The organism is Modestobacter caceresii (assembly GCF_000761485.1).
Lineage (GTDB): Bacteria > Actinomycetota > Actinomycetes > Mycobacteriales > Geodermatophilaceae > Modestobacter > Modestobacter caceresii.
The window spans coordinates 116,116-141,015 of sequence record NZ_JPMX01000077.1; the positions used below are offsets into that span (position 1 = coordinate 116,116).

General features: G+C 74.1%; 27 protein-coding genes. 14 read left to right on the forward strand and 13 right to left on the reverse strand.

What is annotated here, in order from left to right:
• From IN07_RS26465 to IN07_RS16810, 9 genes are all read right to left on the reverse strand, one after another.
• Window positions 1-368, reverse strand: a 368-nt coding sequence (locus IN07_RS26465) for an NAD(P)-binding protein (protein WP_231558432.1), incomplete at its 3' end; no start/stop codon positions are given.
• Between the two features lie 38 nt (window positions 369-406).
• On the reverse strand, window positions 407-1,288 hold the full coding sequence (locus IN07_RS16775; protein WP_081975476.1) for a polysaccharide deacetylase family protein: 882 nt from the start codon (window positions 1,286-1,288) through the stop codon (window positions 407-409).
• Window positions 1,289-1,487: 199 nt separating this feature from the next.
• A complete protein-coding gene (locus IN07_RS16780; protein WP_036337513.1) occupies window positions 1,488-3,059 on the reverse strand; it encodes a DUF2252 domain-containing protein in 1,572 nt (523 codons plus the stop codon).
• Between the two features lie 56 nt (window positions 3,060-3,115).
• Window positions 3,116-4,135, reverse strand: coding sequence for an ABC transporter permease subunit (locus IN07_RS16785; RefSeq protein ID WP_036337514.1), 1,020 nt, complete (start codon window positions 4,133-4,135; stop codon window positions 3,116-3,118).
• Complete coding sequence (locus IN07_RS16790) at window positions 4,132-5,046, reverse strand: ABC transporter ATP-binding protein (RefSeq protein ID WP_036337515.1); 915 nt, start codon at window positions 5,044-5,046, stop codon at window positions 4,132-4,134. Before IN07_RS16790 ends, IN07_RS16785 begins: the two co-directional genes overlap by 4 nt.
• A gap of 106 nt (window positions 5,047-5,152) precedes the next feature.
• Complete coding sequence (locus IN07_RS16795; protein ID WP_231558433.1) at window positions 5,153-6,157, reverse strand: MsnO8 family LLM class oxidoreductase; 1,005 nt, start codon at window positions 6,155-6,157, stop codon at window positions 5,153-5,155.
• Window positions 6,151-7,800: a SpoIIE family protein phosphatase gene (locus IN07_RS16800; protein WP_036337516.1), complete on the reverse strand. Its 1,650-nt coding sequence runs from the start codon at window positions 7,798-7,800 to the stop codon at window positions 6,151-6,153. The genes IN07_RS16795 and IN07_RS16800 overlap by 7 nt, the downstream gene beginning before the upstream one ends.
• Window positions 7,801-7,905: 105 nt before the next feature.
• Window positions 7,906-9,018 (reverse strand): spore photoproduct lyase family protein, encoded by a 1,113-nt coding sequence (locus IN07_RS16805; RefSeq protein WP_036337518.1) that lies wholly within the window; start codon window positions 9,016-9,018, stop codon window positions 7,906-7,908.
• Window positions 9,019-9,067: 49 nt separating this feature from the next.
• Entirely contained in the window at window positions 9,068-9,517 is a 450-nt protein-coding gene (locus IN07_RS16810; protein WP_036337519.1) for a MarR family winged helix-turn-helix transcriptional regulator, read from the reverse strand.
• Between the two features lie 76 nt (window positions 9,518-9,593).
• On the opposite strand from IN07_RS16810, the gene IN07_RS16815 reads away from it, so the two are divergent.
• The 6 genes from IN07_RS16815 (at window position 9,594) to IN07_RS16840 (ending at window position 12,995) form a co-directional block, all read left to right on the forward strand.
• Complete coding sequence (locus IN07_RS16815; RefSeq protein ID WP_036337521.1) at window positions 9,594-10,256, forward strand: maleylpyruvate isomerase family mycothiol-dependent enzyme; 663 nt, start codon at window positions 9,594-9,596, stop codon at window positions 10,254-10,256.
• A gap of 38 nt (window positions 10,257-10,294) precedes the next feature.
• Window positions 10,295-10,714, forward strand: coding sequence for a DUF350 domain-containing protein (locus IN07_RS16820; protein ID WP_036337523.1), 420 nt, complete (start codon window positions 10,295-10,297; stop codon window positions 10,712-10,714).
• A 21-nt stretch (window positions 10,715-10,735) separates the two neighbouring features.
• Window positions 10,736-11,032 (forward strand): SH3-like domain-containing protein, encoded by a 297-nt coding sequence (locus IN07_RS26875; RefSeq protein ID WP_036337524.1) that lies wholly within the window; start codon window positions 10,736-10,738, stop codon window positions 11,030-11,032.
• The gene (locus tag IN07_RS26880) at window positions 11,016-11,306 is read left to right on the forward strand and encodes an SH3-like domain-containing protein (protein WP_036337525.1); all 291 of its coding nucleotides are present in this window, start codon (window positions 11,016-11,018) and stop codon (window positions 11,304-11,306) included. The genes IN07_RS26875 and IN07_RS26880 overlap by 17 nt, the downstream gene beginning before the upstream one ends.
• A complete protein-coding gene (locus tag IN07_RS16835) occupies window positions 11,303-11,893 on the forward strand; it encodes a nitrile hydratase subunit alpha (RefSeq protein ID WP_036337527.1) in 591 nt (196 codons plus the stop codon). Before IN07_RS26880 ends, IN07_RS16835 begins: the two co-directional genes overlap by 4 nt.
• A gap of 157 nt (window positions 11,894-12,050) precedes the next feature.
• Complete coding sequence (locus IN07_RS16840) at window positions 12,051-12,995, forward strand: GGDEF domain-containing protein (RefSeq protein ID WP_156119247.1); 945 nt, start codon at window positions 12,051-12,053, stop codon at window positions 12,993-12,995.
• 10 nt (window positions 12,996-13,005) lie between these two features.
• Here IN07_RS16840 and glgA read toward each other — a convergent pair whose 3' ends face one another.
• Window positions 13,006-14,175, reverse strand: coding sequence for a glycogen synthase (gene glgA, locus IN07_RS16845; protein WP_036337529.1), 1,170 nt, complete (start codon window positions 14,173-14,175; stop codon window positions 13,006-13,008).
• Between the two features lie 71 nt (window positions 14,176-14,246).
• Here glgA and glgC point away from each other — a divergent pair, with 71 nt between their 5' ends.
• The gene (gene glgC, locus IN07_RS16850) at window positions 14,247-15,467 is read left to right on the forward strand and encodes a glucose-1-phosphate adenylyltransferase (protein WP_036337530.1); all 1,221 of its coding nucleotides are present in this window, start codon (window positions 14,247-14,249) and stop codon (window positions 15,465-15,467) included.
• Between the two features lie 6 nt (window positions 15,468-15,473).
• Window positions 15,474-15,989: a 2'-5' RNA ligase family protein gene (locus IN07_RS16855; protein WP_036337531.1), complete on the forward strand. Its 516-nt coding sequence runs from the start codon at window positions 15,474-15,476 to the stop codon at window positions 15,987-15,989.
• On the opposite strand, the gene IN07_RS16860 is transcribed toward IN07_RS16855, so the two are convergent.
• Complete coding sequence (locus IN07_RS16860) at window positions 15,986-16,663, reverse strand: O-methyltransferase (RefSeq protein ID WP_036337533.1); 678 nt, start codon at window positions 16,661-16,663, stop codon at window positions 15,986-15,988. The two genes, IN07_RS16855 and IN07_RS16860, sit on opposite strands and share 4 nt — an antisense overlap.
• Window positions 16,664-16,896: 233 nt before the next feature.
• Here IN07_RS16860 and sigE point away from each other — a divergent pair, with 233 nt between their 5' ends.
• From sigE to IN07_RS16885, 5 genes are all read left to right on the forward strand, one after another.
• Window positions 16,897-17,502 carry an RNA polymerase sigma factor SigE gene (gene sigE / locus IN07_RS16865; protein WP_036337535.1) on the forward strand — a complete coding sequence of 202 codons (606 nt, stop codon included), beginning with the start codon at window positions 16,897-16,899 and terminating at the stop codon, window positions 17,500-17,502.
• The gene (locus tag IN07_RS26750; protein ID WP_036337537.1) at window positions 17,499-18,074 is read left to right on the forward strand and encodes an anti-sigma factor family protein; all 576 of its coding nucleotides are present in this window, start codon (window positions 17,499-17,501) and stop codon (window positions 18,072-18,074) included. The genes sigE and IN07_RS26750 overlap by 4 nt, the downstream gene beginning before the upstream one ends.
• 257 nt (window positions 18,075-18,331) lie before the next feature.
• On the forward strand, window positions 18,332-19,675 hold the full coding sequence (locus IN07_RS16875) for a S1C family serine protease (protein ID WP_231558434.1): 1,344 nt from the start codon (window positions 18,332-18,334) through the stop codon (window positions 19,673-19,675).
• A gap of 91 nt (window positions 19,676-19,766) precedes the next feature.
• Window positions 19,767-20,159 (forward strand): twin-arginine translocase TatA/TatE family subunit, encoded by a 393-nt coding sequence (locus IN07_RS16880; protein WP_036337539.1) that lies wholly within the window; start codon window positions 19,767-19,769, stop codon window positions 20,157-20,159.
• Between the two features lie 44 nt (window positions 20,160-20,203).
• Window positions 20,204-20,542, forward strand: coding sequence for a TfoX/Sxy family protein (locus tag IN07_RS16885; protein WP_036337541.1), 339 nt, complete (start codon window positions 20,204-20,206; stop codon window positions 20,540-20,542).
• Between the two features lie 69 nt (window positions 20,543-20,611).
• On the opposite strand, the gene IN07_RS16890 is transcribed toward IN07_RS16885, so the two are convergent.
• A complete protein-coding gene (locus IN07_RS16890) occupies window positions 20,612-21,772 on the reverse strand; it encodes an Mrp/NBP35 family ATP-binding protein (RefSeq protein ID WP_036337544.1) in 1,161 nt (386 codons plus the stop codon).
• Between the two features lie 292 nt (window positions 21,773-22,064).
• Here IN07_RS16890 and IN07_RS16895 point away from each other — a divergent pair, with 292 nt between their 5' ends.
• On the forward strand, window positions 22,065-23,594 hold the full coding sequence (locus IN07_RS16895) for an alpha/beta hydrolase family protein (protein WP_156119249.1): 1,530 nt from the start codon (window positions 22,065-22,067) through the stop codon (window positions 23,592-23,594).
• A 61-nt stretch (window positions 23,595-23,655) separates the two neighbouring features.
• Here IN07_RS16895 and IN07_RS16900 read toward each other — a convergent pair whose 3' ends face one another.
• The gene (locus IN07_RS16900; protein WP_036337547.1) at window positions 23,656-24,885 is read right to left on the reverse strand and encodes an IS110 family RNA-guided transposase; all 1,230 of its coding nucleotides are present in this window, start codon (window positions 24,883-24,885) and stop codon (window positions 23,656-23,658) included.
• Window positions 24,886-24,900: the final 15 nt, after the last annotated feature.

Genomic DNA, 24,900 nt, shown 5'->3' on the forward strand with positions numbered 1-24,900 from the left:
GTCCACTGCGCACCGCTGCCGGGGCCGAGGTCGGCGTCGAGCCGGGTCGGGACGTCATCGCGGTGCCCGGGCAGCGCCGTCGTCGTCCCGTCGGCGAACCGGTAGGCCACCGCCGGGTCGAGCCGCTGCAACGGCAGCACCTCCGACAGCGGGGCGCCGGTGGCGGCGAAGAGGTCGTCGAGCACCTGCGGCAGGGTGACCAGGCTGGGCCCGGTGTCGAAGCCGTGGCCGTCACGGGCGTACCAGCCGAGCTTGCCGCCGACCTGCGGCGCCTGCTCCAGCACGGTCACCGCGTGGCCGGTCGCGGCCAGCCGGGCGGCGGCGGCGAGACCCCCGAGCCCGGCGCCGACGACGACGACCCGGGCCACGCCCCTCACGGTAGCCGCCGGGGTGCGAGCGCCGACGGTCAGAAGTCGGACTCCAGGTGGGCCAGCAGGGTGGCGCCGTCCCAGGTGGGCGGCGGCATGATCCGGCGGATGGTGGGCAGCGGCTGCATCGGGTCCGTGGGCTCGGAGAGCTGGAACGCGGCCCGGTACCCGGCAGCGGCGACGTGCGGCAGCGCCTCCTGGTCCCACATCCCGTGCGGGTAGGCGAGCAGGTCGACCGGGTGCCCGAGGATGCCGGCCAGGGTGGCCCTCGGGTCGTCGAGCTGCTCGGTCCACTGGCCGCCGGTCAGCTGGTCCACCCGCTGGTGGTCCCAGCTGTGCGCGCCGATCGTCATGCCGGCCGCGTCGAGCTCCCGCAGCTGGTCGCTGCTGAGCCAGTCCGGCTTGTCCAGCACCACGGTCATCGGGAAGAACGCCGCCGGGAAGCCGAACTCGCGGAGCACCGGCAGGGCCGCCGTGGCGTGGGTGACCGACCCGTCGTCGAAGGTCAGCAGCACGGGCCGGTCGGGGAGGGCGGTGCCGAACTGCAGGTGGTCCACGAGCGCCGGGGCGGTGACCGGGGTGTGACCGCCGTCGCGCAGCGCCTGCAACTGGGCGGTGAGCACGGCCGGGGGCGTGATGAGCGTGCGGGCGTAGGCGCTGTCGTCGGGGCGGAACTCGCGGATCTGGTGGAAGCAGAGCACCGGCACCGTCGACCGGGCGAGGATCTCCGCCGGCGTCCCCGGGGTGGGCGCTGGTTCCTCGGTCGGCGTGGGGGCCGCACTGGTCGACGCGGCTGCAGACTCCGGTGCCGACGTCGTGGCTGCCGACGTCGTGGGCGCAGCGGTCGGGGAACTGCCGGACCGGCTGCAGCCGGCGAGGAGGAGTGCGCCGCCGGCGGCCAGGAAGTCTCGTCTGCGCACGGCACCACCGTGGCCCACCCGGGGGCGCCGGGGCAAACCCCCGGCGTGGCGCCACCCGGGTGAGCAGCCGCAGGGGCCCCTGACAGCTCCGGCGGGAGCGAGGCCGCCGACGGGGTCTACCCGCCCCACCGACCGTGGAGCCGTGCCGGGGCCCGGCTCCACGGTCGGTCTGGTGGCTCACGCTCGCCCACCGCCGAGGTCAGCGGTAGACGACGTCCACGCTGCGGAAGGCGCCCAGCTCGTGGTCGGCGACGAAGTACTCGTGGTCCCGGCGGATCCGCTCGGCGGCCTCCTCGGCGAAGCGGAGGACGTCGTCGACGAACAGGTCCCGCCCGCCGATCGCCTCCAGGATCGCCGGCTCGACGTCGTAGTCGACCTTGCCGGTCTCGTCCGACATCGCGTGCGTGTGCGCCAGGACCCGCCCGCAGATCCCGGCGTACTCCTTCCACTCGCTCGTCGACAGCGAGCCGAGGCTGATGTCGTCGCGGAACGGCGCCCGCTCGCGGACCATGCAGCTGTGCCCGTCGATGTCGACGCTGCCGTAGAAGACGTCGCCGTCGACCAGGTGCACCCGCTGCGCGTGCCGGATCCGGTCACCCTGCTTGTCGACCTCGTACCCCGACGGCGGCACCAGCCCGGCCAGTGCCGAGCGGCGGGCGCGCTTGAACTCCAGCAGCAGGTCGTCGGTGCCGTCGTCGCGCACGCCGGCGATGAGGACGTAGTACCGGGTCAGGCCCAGGGAGGCGGTGCCGGCGCCGCGCCGCTCGGCGACGTCCTTCACCCGCATCCGGCCGGCGCGCTCGGGCACCGCGACCTCGTTCTCGGCGACGTAGCGGTCGACGATCTCCTGGAACTCCTCCCGGCGGCTGCTGACCGGCACCAGCTCCTCGTCGGTGCGGAAGCCGCGCCGGGTCTCCTCCAGGAGGTCCTCCAGCCACTCGGCGCGGCTGGTCTCCAGCGTGCTGGCGAGCAGCTCGGCGATCAGCGGCGGGGCGTTGTCCATCCGGAGCTGCTCGGTCTGCTCCTGGCCGTCGGCGGCGTAGGAGGCGATCCCGGACACGTAGCCGCGCACGAACCGGCGGGCGATGGCGCGCTGCTTCTTCGGGCTGAGATCGGACTTCTCGGCCGCGCCGAGCATGAAGCCGACGGCGCCGCGCTTGAGGTCCCAGGTGAAGGGCGCGTAGTAGGCGTCGTCGAAGTCGTTGACGCTGAAGATCGGCACGTTGTCGGAGCTGGGCATCACGCCGAAGTTGCCGGGGTGGACGTCGCCGAGGGCGAGCACCGTGGGCAGCCGGGCGTCCTCGCCGACCAGGTCGCGGTAGAAGAGCAGGTTCGTGCCGCGGAAGAAGTGGAAGACCGAGCCGGCGAGCTTGTCGAACTTCGCCCGCGCCTCCAGGTCACCGGTGGCGATGCGGGTCTCGTGGTCCTCACGCACGGTCTCCCGTACGTGCACCCGGCGGTCGTTGCCAGTGAGCATCCGGGGGATGAGCACCATCTCGCCCCGGGCCCGGGCCTCGGCCAGCAGGCGGAACGCCTCGACCCGCGAGTGCACCGGCCGCGAGCCGTCGCCACGGACGCCGTCGGACGAAGCGCTGTCGGACGCGGCGCCGTCGGACGAGGCCCCCTCGGACGCGGCGCCGTCGCCGGAGTCGCCGGACGTCAGCGCGTCGACCAGTTGGTCCTTGGTCATCGACGAGCGTCCGGGTACGTCCTGCTCGCGCGCGCGGCGCAGCAGTTCGGTGCGGGTGGCGGACTCGAGGTCTGTGTCCATGCCCCTCCGCCTACCCCGACCCGCCCGGGTCCTGAAACCCCGACCGGCTGAGCGGGTCAGTGCAGGTCGCGGCGGGTGAACAGCACGGTGCTCAGGGTCAGGACGACGCCGGTCACCACGGCCATGAAGACGCCGGCCTGCAGGTTGCCCAGCAGGTACTCGGTGGACTCCCCGGTGATCGGGTCGGAGCCGAGGAACAGGGTCAGGCCGTCGGGCACGACCAGGGCCGAGGCGTTGTTGGTGAGCAGCCAGGGCTGCCACTCCAGCCGCAGTGCGCGCACCGCCGTCTCCAGCACCGCGAAGTAGACGAACCCCACCCCGAGCGCCGCGCCGGTGTTGCGCACCAGGTTGGTCAGGCCGAACCCGAGCAACCCGGCCAGCGTGGTGAGCAGCACGCCGCGTCCGGCGGTGGCCAGCAGCTCCGACCAGAACCCGTCGGGCAGGGCGACACCGTCGCCGGCGAAGGTCCGCCAGAGGCCGGCCATCGCCAGCCACGCGCCCTGCGCGACCACGCCGAGGACGGCGGAGGCCACGGCGACGACGACGATCTTGGCGGCGATCACCCGGGGCCGCCGGGTCTCCCAGAACAACAGCGCGATCATCGACCGGGAGGACCACTCGGCGCCGACGAACGTGGCGCCGACCAGGAAGGCCAGCACCGCACCCGCCGCGCTGAACGCCACCGCCCCGGCGACGCCGTCCGCGGCGAAGGAGAACGGCGCCGGGTCCAGGTACCAGTCGAGGTCGAGGTCCGCGGCGGTGACCGGCGCGCCACACCACTCCTCGGGGGAGACGTCCGCCGGGACGTCGTCCGAGGCCAGGCACTCCTCCCGGAACTCGTTCGCCCGTTCCACCTCCCCCTGCAGCTGCTGCTGTGCCGCGGCGAGCCGCTCGGGCGTGGGGGAGGCGTACTGGGTGAGGCCGATGGCGGTGAAGGTGGCCCAGCCGAGCGCCGCGAGGAGCAGCAGCACCTGGATGAACCGGCGGGCTCCGAACCGGTGCGCCTCGGCCCTGAGCAGGCCGCTGAACCGGCCGGCGGGTGCGGTCGGGGGCGCCTCGGTGCGGACGGCGGTCATGCCGGCTCCGCCGTCAGCGCCAGGAACGCGCTCTCCAGGTCCGCCGCCACCGGGGTCAGCTCCTCCAGGTAGTGGCCGTGCTCGGCGAGCACCCGGGTGACCTCACCCGGCGCCGGGACGGCGGAGACCAGCAGCGCGTCCTCGGTCGGGGTGACGGTGAAACCGGCTGCGGTGAGCACGGCGGTCGCGGCCGCCCGGTCGGGCACCCGCACCCGCACGTCCCCGGAGGACCGGCCGGCGAGCACCTCGTGCACCGGGCCGGAAGCGATGCAGCGGCCCCGCGCCATGATCGAGACCTGGTCGGCGACCTGCTCGATCTCGGCCAGCAGGTGGGAGCTGAGCAGCACCGTCGTCGAGCCGTCGCGGCCCAGCCGGCGGATGAGCTCGCGTACGTCCCGGATGCCGGCCGGGTCCAGCCCGTTGCTGGGCTCGTCCAGGATCAGCAGCTGCGGGGACTTCAGCAGCGCGGCGGCGATGCCGAGCCGCTGCTTCATCCCCAGCGAGTAGCCCTTGAACCGGTCGTCGGCCCGGTCGCGCAGCTCGACGGTCTCCAGCACCTCCTCGACCCGGCTGCGCGGCACCCCGGCGGTCTCGGCGAGCAGCCGCAGGTTGCGGCGGCCGGAGAAGCCGGGGAAGAACAGCGGGGTCTCGACCAGCGCGCCCACGCTGCCGATCACCTGCGGGAGCCCATCGGGCACCGGTCGGCCCAGCAGTCGCACGTCGCCGGCGTCGGGCCGGATCAGGCCCAGCAGAACCCGGATGGTCGTCGTCTTGCCCGAGCCGTTCGGGCCGAGGAACCCGTGCACGCCGCCGGACTCGACCACCAGCTCCAAGGAGTCCAGGGCCTGCTGCGGCGGGCGGCCGCGTCGGGCGTAGCTCTTGGACACCGCGTGCATCTCCACGGCCGGCACGGGTGCCTCCTGTCGCGACGGGGCTGGGCGGGAGCACCGTGGCACAGCGCGCGCCCGGGCGACACCACCTGGCGTACGTGTCCGGAACGGGACCGGCCGCCGGGCGTCAGTGGGCGGTGCGCGGTGCGCCGAGGAGCGCTGCCAGTGCGGCGTCGGAGGCGGCGAGCGCCGTCCGGTCGTGCGTGCTGCTGGAGGCGACCAGCTCGGCGGCGCCGGTCCGGTCGAGCAGCTCGGCCAGCCGGCTCCCCACCTGGGCGGGGGTGCCGGCGATCGCCGCCGCGGCCGTCTGATCGACGTAGGACTGCTGGCGCGGGGTGAGGGTGCGGGCCCGGATCCCCGCCACCGGCTCCAGGGGCGGGAAGACGCCGGTGGTGCGGGCCTGGGCCATGGCCCACGCCTCGGGCAGCAGCAGGTCGGCGGCCTCGCCCGAGGTGTCGGCGACCAGCACGTCGAGACTGATCGCCACCCGCGGCTCCGGTGCCTCCTCGCTCGGCCGGTAGGTGCGCCGGTAGTCCGCCAGCGCGGCCAGCCCGGGTTCCGGGTCGCCGGCCACGCCCAGCAGCGGGCCGCCGACGATCACCGGCAGCCCCAGCTCGGCCGCCACGGTCAGTCCCGAGCCGGTGGCCAGCACGTACACCGGGACGGCGGCGGCCGGGCGGGGGTGCGCGGTGATCGGCGCCGAGCCGGCGAGGAACGCCCGCAGCTCGGTCAGGTCGTGGGCGAAGTCCGGCTCACCGGTGGAGCGCAGCGCCTGCCGCACGGGGGCGGTGAAGCCGGGGGAGCGGCCCAGCCCCAGGTCGATGCGGCCGGGGGCGAACGCGCTCAGGGTGGCGAACTGCTCGGCGACGACCAGCGGCTGGTGGTGCGGCAGCATCACGCCGGCCGAGCCCAGCCGGATGCTCGTCGTCCGGCCGGCGATCGCGGCCAGCAGCACCGCCGGGGCGGCACCGGCGATGCCCGGCACGCCGTGGTGCTCGGCGACCCAGAACCGCTCGAAGCCCAGCCGCTCGGCGCGCACCGCCCGCTCCACGGTGCCGATGAGCGCCGCTGCATCGGGCTCGCCGACCCGGGTGCGGGAGCGGTCCAGCAGTGAGAGCGCCGGACTCAGCACCGCAGGGCGAGGACGGCCAGGTCGTCCCGCTCGTGGCGGGAGTCCTGCCGGTGCCGGTCGACGGCGGCCTGCACGGCCTCCACCGTCTCCTCGGCCGAGCGCGGTGGGCCGCTCTCCAGCAGTCGGACCAGACCGGACTCCTCGAACTGCACCCCGGAGTCGTCCCGGGCCTCCGTCACGCCGTCGGTGTAGAGCACCAGGGTGCTCCCGGCGGACAGCTCGACGGCGACCTCGCCGAAGTCCGAGTCGACGGCCATGCCCAGCGGACGTCCCACCTCGCCCACCTCCGTGCACTCGCCGGTGGAGGAACGCAACACCGGACGGGGGTGTCCGGCGACGGTGAGCCGCGCGGAGGCGCCTGAGCTGTGCGGGCGGAGCACCAGGCAGCAGGCGGTGACGAAGCGGAGCGGGCCGGGGCCGGCCTCTCGGATCAGCGCGGCGTTGACCGCGCGCAGCACATCGGCTGGACCGGAGTCGGCTGTCGCGGCGGCCCGTGCGGTGTGCCGGGCGAGCGCGGCTGTCGCGGCGGCCTCGGCCCCCTTGCCGCAGACGTCCGCCATCAGGACCATCCAGCTCCCGCCAGGCAGTGGCAGGACGTCGTAGGTGTCCCCGCCGACGAGCAGCCCTCGGCCACCGGCGCGGTAGCGGGCCGCGATCCCGACGCCGGGGATGGCCGGCAGCGAGGGCGGCAGCAGGCTGCGCTGCAGCGTCTCGGCCAGGGAGCGGATCTGCGACTCGGCGCGGAGCCGGCTGAGGAACTGGCCGATCTGCCGCCCGGCGGTCGCCAGCACGTCGAGCAGGTCGTCCGGCACGGGACGCGCTTGCCGGGAGAACAGCTCGCACACGCCGAGCAGGGTGTCCCCGTACAGGACCGGGAAGGCCACGCCGGTGCGGACGCCATCGGCGTGTGCGCCGTCCCGGCGCAGGAAGCGCGGCTCGGACCACAGGTCCTCGAAGACCACCGGCCTGCGCTCCTGCCAGGTGACGCCGGGCAGTCCCTCGCCGCGGCCGAGCGAGAGCCCGCGCGCGCGAGCGCGCAGGTTGGGCACCTCGCCACCCGGTGCTGCCCAGATGTCGGCACAGGTGAGGCGGCCGGTGACCTCGTGAGGACGCCAGATGGTGGCGGCGTCCCAGTCCAGCTCGTTGCAGAGCGTCGGCAGCAGCTGCTGGAAGGCGGCGTCGGCGTCGGGTGCCTCGGTCAGCGCTGCGGTGACCCGCTGGATCGCAGCCAGGTACCGGCTCACCTGGAACTGACGTTCCAGGAGGATCGTGGTGCTGGCGTCCCGTAGGACGGCGACCACCAGGGCGCCGTCGACTGCTGCGCCCTCGGCGGCCAGCCGGGAGATCGTCAGGTCGACCGGCACCTCGTGCCCGGCGACGTGTAGCGCCGGCAGTTGCGTGGTCGCCCCGACCAGCTCACCGCGGCCGGTGGCCGCGTACCGGGCGAACCCGGTGCCGTGCCCGCGGCGCAGGCGTTCGGGCATGAGCACCGTCAGGGACTCGCCGATCAGCTCCTCGGGCCGGTGGCCCAGCAGCGTGTGCACGGCTGGGTTGACGTAGGCGATGCGACCGTCCCGGTCGGCGACCACGACGGTGTCCGGGAGTGCCTCGAGCAACGCCGGCGCAGTACGCGGGTCGAACATGTGGTCTCCCTGGGAACGAGGTCTGGTCGCCCCGACCGCAGACTGCTCAGGGTCGCACATCGGACGACGCTGCGCCGGGCAGCACCTCGGCCCGTGCGGGGCGACTCAGAAGGCGTAGCGGACGTGCAGCCACGGGACGTGCTGCCGGATGAGCTGCTGCAGCCGGTCGACCCCGGCCCGCTTCACGTCGTTGCGGTACCGGACGTTGACCTGGCCGTTCTGGCTGACCTTGGGCTGCTGGAGCTCCGGGCGCCAGAGCAGGTCCTCGGCCTGGGGGTGCCAGCCCAGGTTGACCTGGTGCAGCCCCTCGTTGTGGGTCAGCATGATCACCTCGGCGGCGGCCTGGGCCTTCGCGGCGTCGCCCAGCTCGTCGTCCAGCTGCTGCAGCAGCGCCGTCCAGTCGGCCTCCCAGCCCTCGCGCAGCACGACGGGGGAGAGGTTGAGGTGCACCTCGTAGCCGGCCGCGACGAAGTCGTCGACGGCGGCGATCCGCTCGCCGACCTTGCTCGTGCGCACGTCCAGGACCGTGGCGTCGGCCTGCGGCATCAGCGAGAAGCGGACCCGGGTGCGGCCCTGCGGGTCGAGGTCGAGCAGGTGCTCGTTGACGTACTTGGTGGCGAAGGAGGCCTTCGCCGTCGGCAGCTCGCGGAAGGTGGCGACCAGGTCGGCGACGTTGTCGCTGACCAGTGCGTCGACCGAGCAGTCGCTGTTCTCGCCGATGTCGTAGACCCAGCTCTCCGGGTCGCACTGGTCGGGCTCGGTCTTCGGTCCCTGGCGGGCGACGTGCCGGCGCAGGTAGCCGGTGATCTGCTCGATGTTGGTGAACACCGTGATCGGGTTGGCGTAGCCCTTCTGCCGCGGCACGTAGCAGTAGGCGCAGGCCATCGCGCAGCCGTTGGCGGTGGACGGCGCGATCCAGTTGGCCGAGCGGCCGTTGGGCCGGGCCGACAGCGACTTCTTGACCCCGAGCACCAACGTCTCGGTCTTCACCCGCACCCAGCGGTCGACGTTGCCCTCGTTGCCGTGCAGCGTCGGGATCTGCCAGTGCGAGGGCACCTCCACCAGCTCCGCACCGGGGAACCGGGCCAGCACCTGCCGCCCGCGCGGAGAGGCGGCGGCCGCGGGCTCCGCGTAGACCGTGCGCACCTGCAGCAGCCGGTTCTCGACCGGTGTCTCGGGCGGGAGGACGTCGTCGAACAGGGTCAGTGCGTCCGTCACACCTGGTGCAGCGCCGTCCGCACCTGCGCTGTTCCACCGGGCCGGGGGGTCACGCCCAGGGATCGGTGATCTCCCGCAGCCGGGTCAGTGCCGCGCGGAGCGCCGTCATGGACTCCGGGCCCAGGTGCGTCGCCCACTCCGCCTCGACGGTGGCGACGACGGGGGCCGCGAGGGCGGCTGCCTCCCGGCCACGAGCCGCGAGCCGGATCAGCCGGGCCCGGCCGTCCGAGGGGTCGGGGACCCGCTCGACGTAGCGACGCCGCTGGAGCTGGTCGACCAGCTCGCCCGCGGTCTGCTTGGTGACCTGCGCCTGGGCGGCCAGGTCGGTGAGCCGGCTGCCGTCGTCGGCGACGCGCTGCAGCAGCCGGGCCTGGGCGAGCGTGATCTCGAACCCTGCCTCGGCGAGCGCGGTGAGCACCCGGCTCTCCAGCGCCCGGTAGGGGTAGAAGAGCAGCAGCCCGGTGTTCGGCTCCACGGCATCCGGTCGCTCGGCGGTCATCGCACCCCTTGTGTAGTCACGGCATCCCGAGGATCGTCAGGGATCCTGACGGAATCTACCGGCCGAGGGGGCCGCGATGGACGGCGACGAGCTCTGGACGACGATCGACACCGAGCGGTCGACGCTCGCGGACCTGCTGGAGGAGCTGGCCCCGGCCGAGTGGGAGCACCCCTCCCTGTGCGCCGGCTGGCGGGTGCGGGACGTCGCGGCGCACCTCACCCTCGCCCACACGGGGGCAGCGAGCGCCCTGCCGGCGCTGGTCCGGGCCCGCGGCAGCTTCGACCGGATGGTGCACGACACCGCGTGTGCCGCCTCCGTCGCGCCCCCGGCGCAGCTGGTGGCCGGCATCCGGGCGATGGTGGGTTCGCGCCGGCACGCCGTGGGGACGACGCAGCTCGAGCCGCTGATCGACGTCCTGGTCCACGGGCAGGACATCGCCGTGCCGCTGGGCCGGGAGCGCGCCGTGCCCCCGGCGGCGGCCGCGGCGGCCGCGACCCGGGTCTGGTCGATGGGCTGGCCGTTCTGGGCCCGGCGCCGGCTGCGCGGGGTGCAGCTGGTCGCCACCGACTCCGACTGGCACGCCGGCTCCGGCCCAGTCGTGCAGGGCAGCACCGGTGCGTTGCTGATGGTGCTCACCGGTCGCCGGTGCGGGGTCGCGCAGCTGTCCGGGCCGGGGGTCGTCGAGCTGGCCGGGGCGCCGGCGGGGCGGGGCGGCGGGTCGGGTGCGCGCTGGCCCTAGGCTCAGCGCTCCGCCGTCCCCCAACTCGGAGGTCCTCTGTGCTGGCCAGCATCGGCTACGCCGTCGCCTACACCGGCGTCGGCATCCTGCTGCTCGTGGTGGGCGCCCTCGCTCTCGACCTGCTCACCCCCGGCCACCTGGCCAAGCACATCTACGAGGAGCGCTCGGTCAACGCCGGCATCGCGCTGGCCGCCGGCTTCCTCGGCCAGGGCGCGATCGCGTTCACCACCATCTGGACCAACGCGACCAGCGGGTTCGGGCGGGCGCTGCTCTACACCGTGGTGTTCGGGCTGCTCGGCGTCCTGCTGCAGGCGCTGGCGTTCCTGCTGCTGGACCTGCTCACCCCCGGGCGGCTGGGTCAGCACCTCACCGAGGTGGCCTTCCACCCCGCCAGCCTGGTCTCCGCTGGCGCGACGCTGGCGGTCTCGGCGATCATCGTCGCCTCCATCTGGCCCTGACCCCTCACCAGGAGGCTCCGCATGAGCCGGATCAACGACGTCGGCGGGATGGCCGGGTTCCCGGCGATCGTCGAGGAGCCCGACGAGCCGCCGTTCCACGCGGACTGGGAAGCGCACGTCCTCGCACTCAACGGTGCGCTGATCAAGCGCGGGGTCTACAACCTCGACGAGTTCCGCGACGCCCAGGAGCGGCTGCCGGTGCAGCAGTACCTGGGCGCCTCCTACTACGAGCGCTGGTTCGCCGCGATCAGCACGCTGCTGGTGGAGAAGGGCGTCGCCACAGCCGACGAGCTCGCGGTCGATGACCACGGCGCCTGACGGGTTCGCCCCGGGCGACCGGGTGCGCACCCGGGCCGTCGATCCGGCCGGTCACACCCGGCTGCCCCGGTACGCCCGCGGCGCGGTCGGGGTGCTGGTCGAGCGTGCCGGGCGGCACCCGCTCGCCGACGACCGCGCCCGCGGCCTGACCGGGCCGGCCCGGTCGGTGTGGCACGTCCGGTTCGCCGCCGCCGACCTGTTCGGCGAGGGCGACCACACGGTCACCGTCGAACTGTGGGAGGACTACCTGACCCGAATCGAGGAGCAGCGATGAGCGGCGACCACGGCAGTTCCCGGATCTCGGCGCAGGTGCGGCACGTCGAGACGCTGCTGGAGAGCCGCGGTCTGCTGGCCGCCGGGGAGGTCGACGGGCGCATCGACGAGTTCCTCGCCGGTGGCACCCCGGCCAACGGGGCGCGCATCGTGGCCCGGGCGTGGGCCGACCCCGGCTTCGCCGAGCGGCTGCTGGCCGACGCCAACACCGCCATCCGGGAGGTCGGGCTGTCGATGGCCGGCGGCCTGCAGGAGCAGCGGCTCAAGGTGGTCGCCAACACCGCGGAGACGCACAACGTCGTCGTCTGCACGCTGTGCTCCTGCTACCCGATCGCCCTGCTCGGCCCCTCGCCCAGCTGGTACAAAAGCGAGGCCTACCGCTCCCGGGTGGTCCGTGACCCCCGGGGCGTGCTCACCGAGTTCGGGCTCGAGCTCCCGGCCGGGACGGCGATCGCCGTCTGGGACGCCAGTGCCGAGTCGCGGTACCTGGTGCTGCCCCGACGTCCGGAGGGGGCGGCGTCGCTGACCGAGGCGGAGCTGGCCGGGCTGGTGACCCGCAAGGGCCTGATCGGCACTGCCGCCGTCTGACCGATCCGGGTGAGGCGCGGCCGGGGAGCGGCCGGATCCTCGTGGCCAACGACTAGGTTGCCCGCAACGGAACTCGCCGGTCTCCTGCCCGTCCGACTCCGGCGACCCAGGCACCTCACCCGGAAGGCGGCACGAACGGATGCGCAGCGGACCCGAGGTGGCGAGCGCACGCGTCACCGCCCCGGTCATCGGGGCGCTGTACGTGGCCGGCGGGCTCGCCGTCCTCGCCGTCGTCCTGCTGGGCGGGGGCGGTGCCGGCGGCGTCTCGTCCGTGCTGACGGCGATCGGGCCGGGTGCCCTGCTGGCCGGCGGTGTGGTGGTCCGCTGGGGTCGCCACCTGCCCCGGTCGGCGTTCCACCTGATGGTGCTGCTGGGCACCGCGCTGATCAGCACGGTCGTCTGCGCGGCGCCCGACCCGACCTCGGCCGTGGCGCTGGCCGGCATGTACCTGTTCATCGCCGTCGCGGCCTTCTTCCTCTTCGCGCTCCCGGTGGCGTCGGCGTACCTGGGCACCGCGATCGCGGCGTGCACCGTCGTCCTGACCCTGTGCGGGGTGGCGGCCGGCCCGGTGGTCGCGCTGGCCGTCGTGATGGCCGCGATGGGCCTGGTGGTCGCCACGCTGGCCCGGCGCGCCTCCGCCGCCAGCCTGGACGGGCTCACCGGCCTGGCCAACCGGCGTGGCTTCGACGACGCGCTCGAGGAGACGGTGCGGGTCGCCGTGCGCAGCGGTGCCGACCTGTCCGTGGCGCTGGTGGACATCGACCACTTCAAGTCCATCAACGACCAGCACGGGCACGCCGCCGGCGACGACCTGCTCCGGACGGTGGCCGACGAGTGGCTGCCCCGGGTGCCCCGCGGCTCCGTGCTCGCCCGGCACGGCGGCGACGAGTTCGCGCTGCTGCTCCCCGCCCACGCCGGCCCGGCCGCGCTGGCGGTGGTCGAGCAGCTGCGGCTCGCCTGCGCCGGCGTGCCGCTGTCGATCGGCGTCGCCGCGCACGAGCCGGGCGAGCCGACCTCCCAGTTCATGCGCCGTGCCGACAGCGCCCTGTACCGGGCGAAGGCGGCCGGTCGTGCGCGCAGCGTCCTCTCCGAGGACCGCTGAGCGGCTCGGGTCAGCGGGCGGCGAGCACCGTCTCGTAGACCTCGGCGGTCTGCTGGGCGATCGCCGGCCAGCCGAACTCCGCCAGCACCCGCTCCCGGCCGGCCGCGCCCATCGCGGCCGCACGGCCGGGATCGGCGAGCAGTTCGGCCATCCGCGCCGCCAGCCCGGCGGCGAACGCGGTCGGGTCCTCGGCGTCGTAGGGCACCAGCAGGCCGGTGCGGCCGTCGTCCACGACCTCCGGGATGCCGCCCACGGCGCTGGCCACGACCGCGGTGCCGCAGGCCGCCGCCTCCAGGTTCACGATGCCCAGCGGCTCGTACACCGACGGGACGACGAAGACCGTCGCCCCGGTGATCAGCGGCACCAGCTGCTCGCGGGGCAGCATCTGCTCGATCCAGACCACCCCGGTGCGGCGGGTCTGCAGCTCGGCCACGGCGTCGGCCACCTGCGCGCGTTCGGCCGGGGTGTCGGGCGCGCCGGCGCAGAGCACCAGACCGGCCTCGGGGGGCAGCTGATCGGCCGCGGCCAGCAGGTGCACCAGCCCCTTCTGCCGGGTGATCCGGCCGACGAACAGCGCGTACGGCCGGTCGGGGTCGACCCCCACCGAGCGGACGACGTCGGGCGCCTCGATCGGCCGGTAGGCCTGGGCGTCGACCCCGTTGCCGACCACGACGACCTTCGCCGGGTCCAGGTCGGGGTAGACGTCGAGGACGTCGGCCCGCATGCCGCGGCTGACCGCGATCACCGCGTCGGCCGAGGCGTAGGCGGTGCGCTCCACCCAGGAGGAGAGCCGGTAGCCCCCGCCCAGCTGGTCGGCCTTCCACGGTCGGCGCGGTTCCAGGGAGTGCGCGGTCACCACGTGCGCGGAGCCGTGCACCAGCGAGGCCAGGTGCCCGGCGTGGTTGGCGTACCAGGTGTGCGAGTGCACCAGCTCGGCGTCGGCCAGCGCGGCGGCGATCTCCACGTCGACGCCGACGGCCTGCAGTGCGCCGTTGGCGGCCTGCAGCCCGGACGGCACCCCGTGGCCGGTCGCGTCCGCACGTGGGCCACCGAAACAGTGGACGTCCAGCTCCGGCCCCTGCTCGAGTCCACGCAGGGCCGCGACGAGGTGCTCGACGTGCACCCCGGCCCCTCCGTAGACGTCCGGCGGCCATTCCCGGGTGATCACTCCGACGCGCACGGACTCACCCTAGGTGGTTGGACCGTGGGGCAGATGGGGCGAACACCCCCGGCAGCCGATACGGTCCGTCCATGCGTGGCGGCCCTCGAGTTCTCGGCATCGTGCTGGCAGGTGGTGAGGGGAAGCGCCTCGCCCCGCTGACCCAGGACCGGGCGAAGCCCGCGGTCCCCTTCGGGGGGAACTACCGGCTCATCGACTTCGTGCTCTCCAGCCTGGTCAACGCCGACATCCGGCGGATCGCGGTGCTCACCCAGTACAAGAGCCACTCGCTGGACCGGCACATCACCACGGTCTGGCGGATGTCCACGCTGCTGGGCAGCTACATCACCCCGGTCCCGGCGCAGCAGCGCCTGGGCCCGCGCTGGTACACCGGCAGCGCCGACGCGATCTACCAGAGCCTCAACCTGATCTACGACGACCGTCCCGAGATCGTCGTCGTCTTCGGTGCCGACCACGTGTACCGGATGGACCCGTCACAGATGATCGACCAGCACCTCGCCACCGGCGCCGGCGTGACCGTCGCGGGCCTGCGGGTGCCGCGCCAGGAGGCCACCGCCTTCGGTGTCATCGACGCCGACGAGAACGGCAAGGTGCGCCAGTTCCTGGAGAAGCCGGCCGACCCGCCGGGGATGCCGGGCAGCCCGGACGAGACGTTCGCCTCGATGGGCAACTACGTCTTCACCACCGACGCGCTGCTGGAGGCCCTGCGGGTCGACGCTGCCGACGAGAACTCGGTGCACGACATGGGCGGGTCGATCATGCCGATGATGGCCGGGGCCGGCGACGCCTACGTGTACGACTTCAGCAGCAACGCCGTCCCCGGGGAGACCGAGCGCGACCACGGCTACTGGCGGGACGTGGGGACGCTGGACGCGTACTACGACTCGCACATGGACCTCGTGTCGGTCAGCCCGATCTTCAACCTCTACAACGACCGCTGGCCCATCTACACCCTGCCGCCGATGCTGCCGCCGGCCAAGTTCGTGCTCGGAGGCCGGGCCGAGGAGTCGATGGTCAGCGCCGGGGTGATCATCGACGGCGGCTCCGTGCACGGCTCGGTGGTCGCACCGAACGTGCGCGTGGAACGCGGTTCGCGGGTCGAGGCCAGCGTGCTGATGGACGGCGTCCACATCGGCGAGGGCGCCGTCGTGCGCCGCGCCATCCTGGACAAGAACGTCGTCGTCCCGCCCGGTGCGCAGATCGGGGTCGACCCCGAGCGGGACCGGGAGCGGTACCACGTGAGCGCCAGCGGCATCACGGTCCTGGGCAAGGGCTCCCGCGCCATCCTGTAGCCGACGGTGCCGTCACCGCTGATCGTGACGCTGCTGCTGGACGACGCCGCCCAGCAGCGGTTCGACCGGCTGCGGGCGGCGCACTTCCCGCCGGAGCGCAACCACGTGCAGGCGCACGTGACGCTCTTCCACGCGCTGCCCGGTGAGCACCGGGCGGCCATCGGCCGCGAGCTGGCGGTGGTGGCTGCGCGACCGGCGTTCGACGTCGCAGTCACCGGCGTCCGCTTCCTCGGTCGCGGCGTCGCCCTGGACCTGGCGTCGTCGGAGCTCACTGCGCTGCGCAAGGGCCTGGCCGACGCCTTCGACCCGTGGCTCACCCGGCAGGACCGGCAGTGGTCCCGCCCGCACGTGACGGTGCAGAACAAGGTCGCCCCGGAGGCGGCCCGCGCGCTGCACGCCGAGCTGACCGCGTCGTTCGTGCCGGAGACGGTCACCGCCCGCGGGCTCGGCCTCTGGCGCTACCTCGGCGGGCCGTGGGCGGCGGAGGCGGAGTTCCCGTTCGGCTCCGGTCGGTCCGGTTAGGTGCGCTTGGTGGCGACCAGCAGGCCGGTGCCGATGGGCAGCACGGCGCAGGTCAGCGTCTCGTCCTCGCGGAGCGTCCGGGCGATCTCCCGCCACGCGACGGTCTGCGCATCGCGGGCCGAAGGGTCGGCGATCTTGTCCTCGGTGAGCAGGCCGTGGCAGATGAGCGACCCGCTGTGCCGGATGAGCCCGAGCAGACCGGCCAGGTTGCCGGCGTACTCCAGCGGCGGGCCGGCGCAGCTGACCAGGTCGTAGGCACCGGGGGACAGCCGCGGCAGCACCTCACCGGGCGTGCCGAAGATCAGCCGGGTCCGCCCGCTGGGGACGCCGGCCTCGGTGAAGGCCTGCCGGGCCGCACGCAGCTCGGCCGGGTCGGCGTCCAGGGCGGTGAGGACGCCGTCGGGGCGCATTCCCTGCAGCAGCCAGAGCCCGGCGACGCCGCCGCCGCTGCCGATGGACACCACCGAGCGGGCGTCGCAGGCGGCGGCGAGGACGGAGAGGGTCGCGCCCACCGCCGGCTCGACCGGGACCTGGGTCCCGAACGCCTCGGCGGAGGTCATGGCCCGCTGGCGGGCGGCCACCTGGGCGGGGGTCTCGGCGGCGAAGCTGTCGGCATAGGCCGCCGCGCCCGTCGGGGAGCCGCCGGTCGGGGGCGGTCCGGCAACGCTGGTCACCGGGCGAGGGTAGTGGCGAGGGCGGGGTCCCCGCCCGCCCGGGTGGGGGACGGGACGACGCCCGGTCGACTGCCTGGCAACTGGCTGTGTGTCTGCGCTGCACGGGAACACCGACTGCGCGCCCGGCCGTTGGACCGGACGTGCGTCTCCCGCGTACCACCAGCCAGCGCTCCGTCGAGCGGTCCACCCCCGCTGGGGAGGTGTCGACCTCGGCCGTCTGCGATCCTGGGGCCGTGACCGAGCCCACCGCGACCGGGTCGGCGGCCCCAGCCGGCCTCGAACCCGTGGCCTCCGCGGCCGACGGCTGGGTCGCGCCCACCTGGGAGCAGGTCGTCCGCGACCACTCGGCGCGGGTCTACCGGTTGGCCTACCGCCTCTCCGGCAACCAGCAGGACGCCGAGGACCTCACCCAGGAGACCTTCGTCCGGGTGTTCCGCTCGCTCGCCGACTTCTCCCCGGGCACCTTCGAGGGCTGGCTGCACCGGATCACCACGAACCTCTTCCTGGACATGGTCCGTCGCCGGCAGCGGATCCGCTTCGACGCCCTCCCGGAGGACACCGAGCGGCTGCCCGGCTCCGCGCCGTCCCCGGAGCAGGTCTACGCCGACACCCACCTCGACCCGCAGATCCAGGCCGCCCTCGACGCGCTCTCCCCGGAGTTCCGGGTCGCCGTCGTGCTGTGCGACATCGAGGGCCTCACCTACGAGGAGATCTCGGCGACCCTCGGCATCAAGCTCGGCACCGTCCGCAGCCGCATCCACCGCGGTCGAGTGCAACTGCGGGAGGCGCTGGCCCACCTCGCCCCCGGCCGCCCCGTCCCCGCCGTGGAGGTGTCGTGAGCATCCCGGAGAGCCACCTCGCCCAGGAGGCGATCGCCGCCCTCGTCGACGGAGAGCTCTCCGGCGGGGCCGCGAACCGGGCGGCCCGGCACCTGGCCGGCTGCGCACAGTGCCGGATGGCGGTCTCCGCCCAGCGCGAGGCCAAGGACGCGCTGCGGCACGGGGTCGACGTCGCGGTCCCCGGTGACCTCATCTCCCGGTTGCAGGCCATCCCGTTCACGGCTGCCGGCCCCGGCGGCGGGCTGGGCTCGTTGAGCGCCGGTGCCGACGGCCTCGCGGCCACCGGCGCGGGTGGCTCCTGGGCGATCCCGCTCGCGCCCGCCGAGGCCCCGCCCCGGTCCGACGGCAGTGCCCGCTGGCTGCGGCGGGGGATGACCGGGGCGCTGGCCGGCCTCGGTCTGGGTGTCGCCGTGCTCGCCGTCAACCTGCCGACCGCCGACATGCCCCACCGGGAGCCGGTGGCCGACGCCGTCCGCTATGCGCCGACCGAGCGGACCGACATCGTCCCGCCCGTGGTGCGCACGTCCACCGTCGGTTCCACCACCGGCCTGCCCGCCGGCGGGACGCCCTGAGCGGGACGCCCGGCACCGAGCCGTCCGACGCCGGCTCCCGTCGCGCCGACCACGCAGTCGGCCTGAGCGACGAGCAGCCGACCGCGTACGCCCGTCCCGCGGGGACGACAGGCGCCTTCGCGCCCACCGACGCCCGGCTGCAGCCCAGCACCCCGCCGGCCCCGGCTCCCCAGCCGGAGCAGCAGGCGGCCTTCGGTCGGCCCGCCGCGGTCGACGGGTCGTTCGGCGACGACCGCCCGGTGCCGTCGCCCCGACCAGTGCCCCCGCCGCCCCCCGAGGCGGTGCTGCGGGCGTTCGCCCCCCGGGACGGCGCCACCGGTCTGGGTGAGCCCCCGGGTGGCCGCCCCGCGCGGCGGCGCACCGCGGTGGCCCCGTTCTGGAAGCCCGACGCGATCGCCGACCCGTGGCGCGACCCGCACGCCCCCGCTGCGCTGGGTGCACCCGCGCAGTACCCGCAGGAGCAACCGCCGCCCGGCCCGGTCCTGCCGGAGCCGCAGCGTCGCAGCAAGGTCCGGCTGCGCGACCTCTCCGTCCGGCTGACCGTGCTGGCCCTGCTGAGCCTGCTCCTGGTCGGCATGGTCGGCGGCACGACCGCCTGGTACCTGGGCCGGACGGCCGACGAGGCGCCGTTGCTGGCCGAGGGCACTCAGCTCTCCGAGGTGTCCCCGGGCACCAGCCGGGAGCCCGGTTCGATCGCCGACATCGCCGGTCGGATCATGCCCGCCGTGGTCTCCATCGAGGTCCGGCTGGCCAGCGCAGGCGCCACCGGGTCCGGGGTCGTGGTGGACGCCGAGGGCGGCTACATCATCACCAACAACCACGTGATCTCCGGTGCCGCCGACGTCGCGGGCGCGGAGATCCGGGCGGTCTTCAGCGACGGCAGTGGCTCCACCGCCCGGATCGTCGGCCGCGACCCGGCCAGTGACCTCGCCGTCCTCAAGGTGGAGAAGCCCGGGCTGGTCGCGGCCTCCCTCGGCAGCGTCGGCGATCTCGTCGTCGGTGACCCCGTGGTGGCGATCGGTTCGCCGCTGGGCCTGGCCGGCACGGTCACCAGCGGCATCGTCAGCGCGCTGGACCGCCCGGTGCGGCTGACCGGCGAGGGCAGCGACACCAATGCCGTGATCAGCGCCGTGCAGACCGATGCGCCGATCAACCCCGGCAACTCCGGTGGCGCACTGGTCGACGCCACCGGCGCGGTCATCGGGATCAACACCGCGATCGCCTCGGTGGCGGGCGCCGGCACGACCGGCGGTTCGATCGGCCTCGGCTTCGCCATCCCGATCGACACGGTGCGCGACATCTCCGAGGAGCTGATCACCACCGGGACGGCGGTGCACGCCTCGCTCGGCGTGAACGCCCGCACGGTCACCGACGGCACCCGCGACGGGGCGCTGGTGCTCAACGTCGAGCCCGGCAGTGGTGCCGCCGAGGCCGGGGTGCAGGAGCAGGACGTGGTCATCGCGGTCGACGGCGAGCCGGTCGTCAGCTCGGAGGAGCTGGCCGTCGAGGTCGACGCCCGCGAGCCGGGTGACACGGTGACCCTCGAGCTGGTGCGCGGTGGCAGTTCCCGCGAGGTCGACGTCACCCTCGGCGTGGCCTGACACCTGCTGTTGGGCTGTGGGTCGTCCGACAGCAAGCCGGTCCGCCTACGCTGGACACGACCGCGGTCCGCGGTGGGTGCGAGGAGGAGCGGTGTTCGACTCGATCGGCTGGGGCGAGATCGTCGTCCTGGCGCTGGCGGCGCTGTTCATCTTCGGCCCCGACCGCCTGCCCTCGCTGGCCAAGGACGCCGCGAACGGGCTGAAGAAGGCGCGGGATGCGGTCACCGGGGTGCGCGGGCAGCTGCACGACACCCTGGGTGACGACTTCGACCACCTGCGCGACATCGACCTGCGGCAGTACCACCCGAAGACCTTCATCCGGTCGCAGCTGATGGGCGACGACGACGCCCCGGCCCGGACGGGGAGCACCGCCGCGAGCGCAGCTGCTGCGGGAGCGACCGCAGCCGGCTGGTCCCCGGCGGGGCAGGCGACCCGCACGCGGGACGCGAGCACCCCGCCGCCGTTCGACGTCGACGCGACCTAGGCCGCGTCTCCGGACTCTGCTGCTCGCCAGGGAGGAGCCGGTGGATGGCTCACGACGCTGAGCTCGCAGACCGCGTCCGCACTGCGCTGTCGGACCGGGACGTCCGTGAGGTGACGATGTTCGGCGGCCTGGCGTTCATGGTCGACGAGAAGATGATGGTCTCCGTCTCGGGCGGCGGAGGCGCACTGCTCGTGCGCGTGTCCCGCAGCCGCGATGCCGAGTACCTGGAGGCGCGCGGCGCCCGCCGGGCAGAGATGGGCACGGGCCGGTCGATGGGCGAGGGGTGGATCACCGTCGCCGAGGAGGCGCTCACGGAGGACGAGGACCTGCAGTTCTGGGTCGACGCCGCCCTGGAGCACCACGCCGAGGCAGCGGGGCGCTGACCGCACACGTCCGACGACAGAGGCCGGTCACCCCGCGTGGGGTGACCGGCCTCGGTCGTGCGGGGGTGGCTACCGCTTGACCGGGGTCAGCCCCAGCGACATGCCGGACAGCCCGCGCTGGCGGACGGCGAGGGCGTCGGCGATCGCGGACAGCGACTGGGCGGCGGGCGCGTCGGGCTGGGCGAGCACGATCGGCGCACCGGCGTCACCGGCCTCGCGCAGCCGGGTGTCCAGCGGGATCTGGCCCAGCAGCGGCACCCGCGCACCGAGGGTCTTGGTGAGCGCGTCGGAGACGGCCTGGCCGCCGCCGGAACCGAAGACGTCCATCCGGGAGCCGTCGGGCAGCTCCAGCCAGGACATGTTCTCCACGACGCCGACGACCTGCTGGTGGGTCTGGGTGGCGATCGCACCGGCCCGCTCGGCCACCTCGGCGGCGGCGAGCTGCGGCGTCGTCACGACCAGGATCTCGGCGTTCGGCACCAGCTGGGCCACCGAGATCGCCACGTCACCGGTGCCGGGCGGGAGGTCCATGAGCAGCACGTCCAGGTCGCCCCACCACACGTCGGCGAGGAACTGCTGGAGCGCACGGTGCAGCATCGGCCCGCGCCAGACCACCGGGGTGTTGCCGGGGGTGAACATGCCGATCGAGATGACCTTCACGCCGTAGGACTGCGGCGGCATGATCATGTTGTCGACCTGGGTGGGCTTGTCGTCCACGCCGAGCATCCGGGGCACCGAGTGGCCGTAGATGTCGGCGTCCACGACGCCGACCGACAGGCCCTTCTTGGCCAGTGCCGCGGCCAGGTTCACCGTGACGCTGGACTTGCCGACGCCGCCCTTGCCCGAGGCGACCGCGTAGACCCGGGTCAGCGAGCCCGGCTGGGCGAAGGGGATGACCGGCTCGGCAGCGTCGCTGCCGCGGACGGTCTTGCGCAGCTCGGTGCGCTGCTCGTCGCTCATCACGTCCAGGCCGACCGCCACGGAGGTGACGCCGGGGACCGCGGAGACGGCCTGGGTGACGCGGTTGGTGATGGTCTCGCGCATCGGGCAGCCGGCGACGGTCAGGTAGACCTCGATGCGCACCGCGCCCGGGTCGCCGCCGACGCCGATCTGCACGTCCTTGACCATGCCCAGCTCGGGCAGCGGACGGTTGATCTCGGGGTCCTGGACGGTCGCCAGCGCCGCGTTCACGGCGTCCAGCTCCGGGGATCCGGTCAGCGTGTCGGACATGCGCGTTGTGTCTCCTTCGACGGGGAGCCTGCGGATTCCGGGCCCCTGTGGGGGCCCGCGCGCCGGCGAGCCCCACTGTACGGCGGCTGATCGACCCGCCCCGGGCCAGCGGGTGTGAACCGGCCGACCCCGGACCTGCGGGGGCGACGGCCGGTGGCGGCTGACGGCCGCCCGGCGCGCCCGGCACGACCCGCCGGTGCCCGAGGGTCACCAGATGACAGCGCTGCGGTGTCTGGTCATGATGAGGCGCCCAGTGGCGCAGCTCACAGTCGAGCAGTCGGGAGACGTCCTCATGACCCAGTTCCAGCACCGCTCCACCCGGCTCTGTGCGGTCACCGCCGCTGCGACCCTCCTGGTCGGCGGGTGGGCCGGCACCGCCGGTGCCACGGACGACCGACGCGGGCCCGAGGGCCCGGTCGCCCCGGGGTTCCAGGAGGTCCAGCAGTCGCCGTCGCTGCCGGCGGTGCCCGCCCGGGACATCGAGTGGACGGTCGCCGACCCGGCCTTCGACTACGACCCCGCCACGGGGCAGCCGGGTGAGGCCTTCACCCCGCTGCTGGACGCGGAGGGCCAGCCGCGGACCCGGGTCCTGACCGGCGTGGAGAAGGGCGCCGGCTACCGGATCGAGGTGCCCACCGAGGGCTGGAACGGGGACGTGGTGTTCTGGGAGCACGGCTACCGCGGCACCGGGACGGTGCTCTGGGTGGACAGCCCCTCCTTCGAGCTGCGCCAGGCCTACATCGACGCGGGCTACGCCTGGGCGGCGTCGTCCTACTCCGCCAACCGGTACGACATCCGGGCGGGGGTCACCTCGACGGAACGGCTGGCCCGGCTCTTCGACCGGCTCGTCGCCCCGGCCGACGACCGCTACCTGCAGGGGGTGTCCATGGGCGGCCACATCATCGGTGCCCTGGTGGAGCGGCAGCGGGTGGACTGGGCCGGCGCCGCGCCCATGTGCGGGGTCATGGGGGACCTGGCCCAGTTCGACATCCGACTGGACTACAACCTGGTGGCGCAGACGCTGGCCGAGGTCGACGCGTACCCGGTGACCTCGACCGAGGACTACCAGGCTGCGATCGCCGAGATCAAGGCGACCCTGGGGCTGCCCACCTCGCCCACCGGTCCCAACCCCGAGCTGACCGATCGGGGGGAGACCTTCCGGGACGTCGTGATCGACCTGACCGGCGGCCCCCGGCCGGGTGACGAGGCCGCCTTCACCTACTGGGAGGGGCTGACCTTCAACCTGGGCCGGTTCGCCGACGACCCGACCGGGACGCTGGGTGGGCTCACCGCCGGCTCGGTGGCCGAGAACGCCGACCGGCTGTACCCGACCACCTTCACCTTCCCGGACGGCTCGACGCTGAACTCCCGGATCGAGCGGGTCGAGGCGGCGCCGGGCACCCGCGAGGAGACCGGGAAGGCGCCGATCATCCAGCTGGACGCCGACTTCTCCGTCCCGGTCCTGTCGGTGCACACCATCGGTGACATGTTCGTGCCGTTCGAGCACCAGCGGATCTACGCCGCCGAGGCCGCGATCCAGGGCACCGGCGGGCTGCTGGTGCAGCGGACGGTCCGGTCGGTCGGGCACTGCGAGTTCAGCCCGGAGGAGGCGGCACAGACCTTCACCGACCTGGTGACCTGGGTCGAGTCCCTCGAGGGGGGCGGCCCGATGGTGCGGCCGGCAGGGGAGGACGTGCTGAACCGGAACGCGGTGGCCGAGGCGGACCTCGGGTGTGCGTTCACGGTGCCGCAGACCGGCGGCACCCGGGACCTCCTCCCGGCCTGCCCGGTGGTCGAGGAGCAGGTGGGCGCCGGCTCCTGACCGCCGTGCCCGCGGCGCTGGCCGACCCGGGGTCCGCCTAGACATCCCACGGTTGGAAGCGTCAAGCGGCGGTGGTTTGATCGGCTGCGGTGTGCCAGGCGGTGGTCTCGTCGTAGCGCTGGTGGTGGTGCAGGCAGCCGTGCAGGATGCCGACGAGGCGGTTGGCCAGGGCGCGCAGCGCTTGGTGGTGGGTGGCGCCGCGGGCGCGTTGCCGGTCGTAGTACTCCCGGGCTCCGGGTGAGGCGGTCAGCGCGGTGAACGCCTGTAGGTAGAGGGCGTCGGCGAGCCGGCGGTTGCGGGCGTAGCGGGCCAGCACCACCCGGCGGGTGCCCGAGGCGCGGGGGATCGGGGCCATCCCGGAGTAGTTCTTGCGGGCCTTGGGGTCGGCGAAGCGGTGCGGGTCGTCTCCGAACTCGGCGAGCACCCGGGCGCCCAGGACCGGCCCGAGCCCGGGCTGGCTCAGGTAGATCTCAGCGTCCGGGTGCCGGCCAAAACCCGCCTCGACCTCGCCCCGGAGCACCTCGGTCTGGGTGACCAGTTCGGCGATGACGGCGACCTGTGAGCGCACCGCGGCGGTGTAGGCGCCGACCACCCCCGGATGGGCCTGCAGCTGCGGGGCGCGCAGCGCGGCTTGGATCCGTTCGGTGGTGCCCTCGAGGTTGCGCTGCCGCCCGGCCCGGCGCAGCGCCGCAGCGATCTTGGACTGGGAAAGACGGCGGCCCGCCTCGGGTGAGGGGGCGATCGCCAGGATCGCCAGGGCGTCCCGGCCGGCGAGCTCGTCACCGAAGGCGGCCAGCGCGGCCGGATAGAACTCACGCAGCATCGAGCGCAACGCGTTGGTCTGCCGCTGCCGGGACCAGACCATCGACTGGTGGGTGCGGGTGAGCACCTTGACGTGCTCGGCGACCGCGGAGTCCCCGGCGACCGGGCGGTGGTGGGCGCGGTCCAGCCGGACCAGTTCGGCCAGCACGTGCGCGTCACCGGGATCGCTCTTGGCACCCGAGGTGCCGTGCCGCTCGCGGTAGCGGGCCACCTGCAGCGGATTGACCGCATAGACGGTGTAACCGGCGGCAAGCAGTGCCTGCACCCACGGCCCCCGGTCCGTCTCGATCCCGACCGTCACCTGATTCGCCTCGGCATCCTCGGCCACGTGGTCGGCGACCAAGGCATGCAGCCCGGCCAGCCCCTCGACTCCCTCGGGCAGCCGCCGGCGGGCCAGCCGGCGGCCGGACTCGTCGACGATCTCAATGTCGTGATGGGCTTCGGCCCAGTCATCTCCGATGAACAACACTTCGCAACGGCCTCC

What these genes read in the sequence shown, in the direction of transcription:
- IN07_RS16890 (WP_036337544.1), bottom strand. Translation starts at nt 21,772, where the DNA reads ATGTCCGACACGCTGACCGGATCCCCGGAGCTGGACGCCGTGAACGCG.
- IN07_RS16780 (WP_036337513.1), bottom strand. Translation starts at nt 3,059, where the DNA reads ATGGACACAGACCTCGAGTCCGCCACCCGCACCGAACTGCTGCGCCGC.
- IN07_RS16895 (WP_156119249.1), top strand. Translation starts at nt 22,065, where the DNA reads ATGACCCAGTTCCAGCACCGCTCCACCCGGCTCTGTGCGGTCACCGCC.
- IN07_RS16800 (WP_036337516.1), bottom strand. Translation starts at nt 7,800, where the DNA reads ATGTTCGACCCGCGTACTGCGCCGGCGTTGCTCGAGGCACTCCCGGAC.
- IN07_RS16885 (WP_036337541.1), top strand. Translation starts at nt 20,204, where the DNA reads ATGGCTCACGACGCTGAGCTCGCAGACCGCGTCCGCACTGCGCTGTCG.
- IN07_RS16835 (WP_036337527.1), top strand. Translation starts at nt 11,303, where the DNA reads ATGAGCGGCGACCACGGCAGTTCCCGGATCTCGGCGCAGGTGCGGCAC.
- IN07_RS16810 (WP_036337519.1), bottom strand. Translation starts at nt 9,517, where the DNA reads ATGACCGCCGAGCGACCGGATGCCGTGGAGCCGAACACCGGGCTGCTG.
- IN07_RS26875 (WP_036337524.1), top strand. Translation starts at nt 10,736, where the DNA reads ATGAGCCGGATCAACGACGTCGGCGGGATGGCCGGGTTCCCGGCGATC.
- IN07_RS16815 (WP_036337521.1), top strand. Translation starts at nt 9,594, where the DNA reads ATGGACGGCGACGAGCTCTGGACGACGATCGACACCGAGCGGTCGACG.
- IN07_RS16785 (WP_036337514.1), bottom strand. Translation starts at nt 4,135, where the DNA reads ATGACCGCCGTCCGCACCGAGGCGCCCCCGACCGCACCCGCCGGCCGG.
- IN07_RS26880 (WP_036337525.1), top strand. Translation starts at nt 11,016, where the DNA reads ATGACCACGGCGCCTGACGGGTTCGCCCCGGGCGACCGGGTGCGCACC.
- glgC (WP_036337530.1), top strand. Translation starts at nt 14,247, where the DNA reads ATGCGTGGCGGCCCTCGAGTTCTCGGCATCGTGCTGGCAGGTGGTGAG.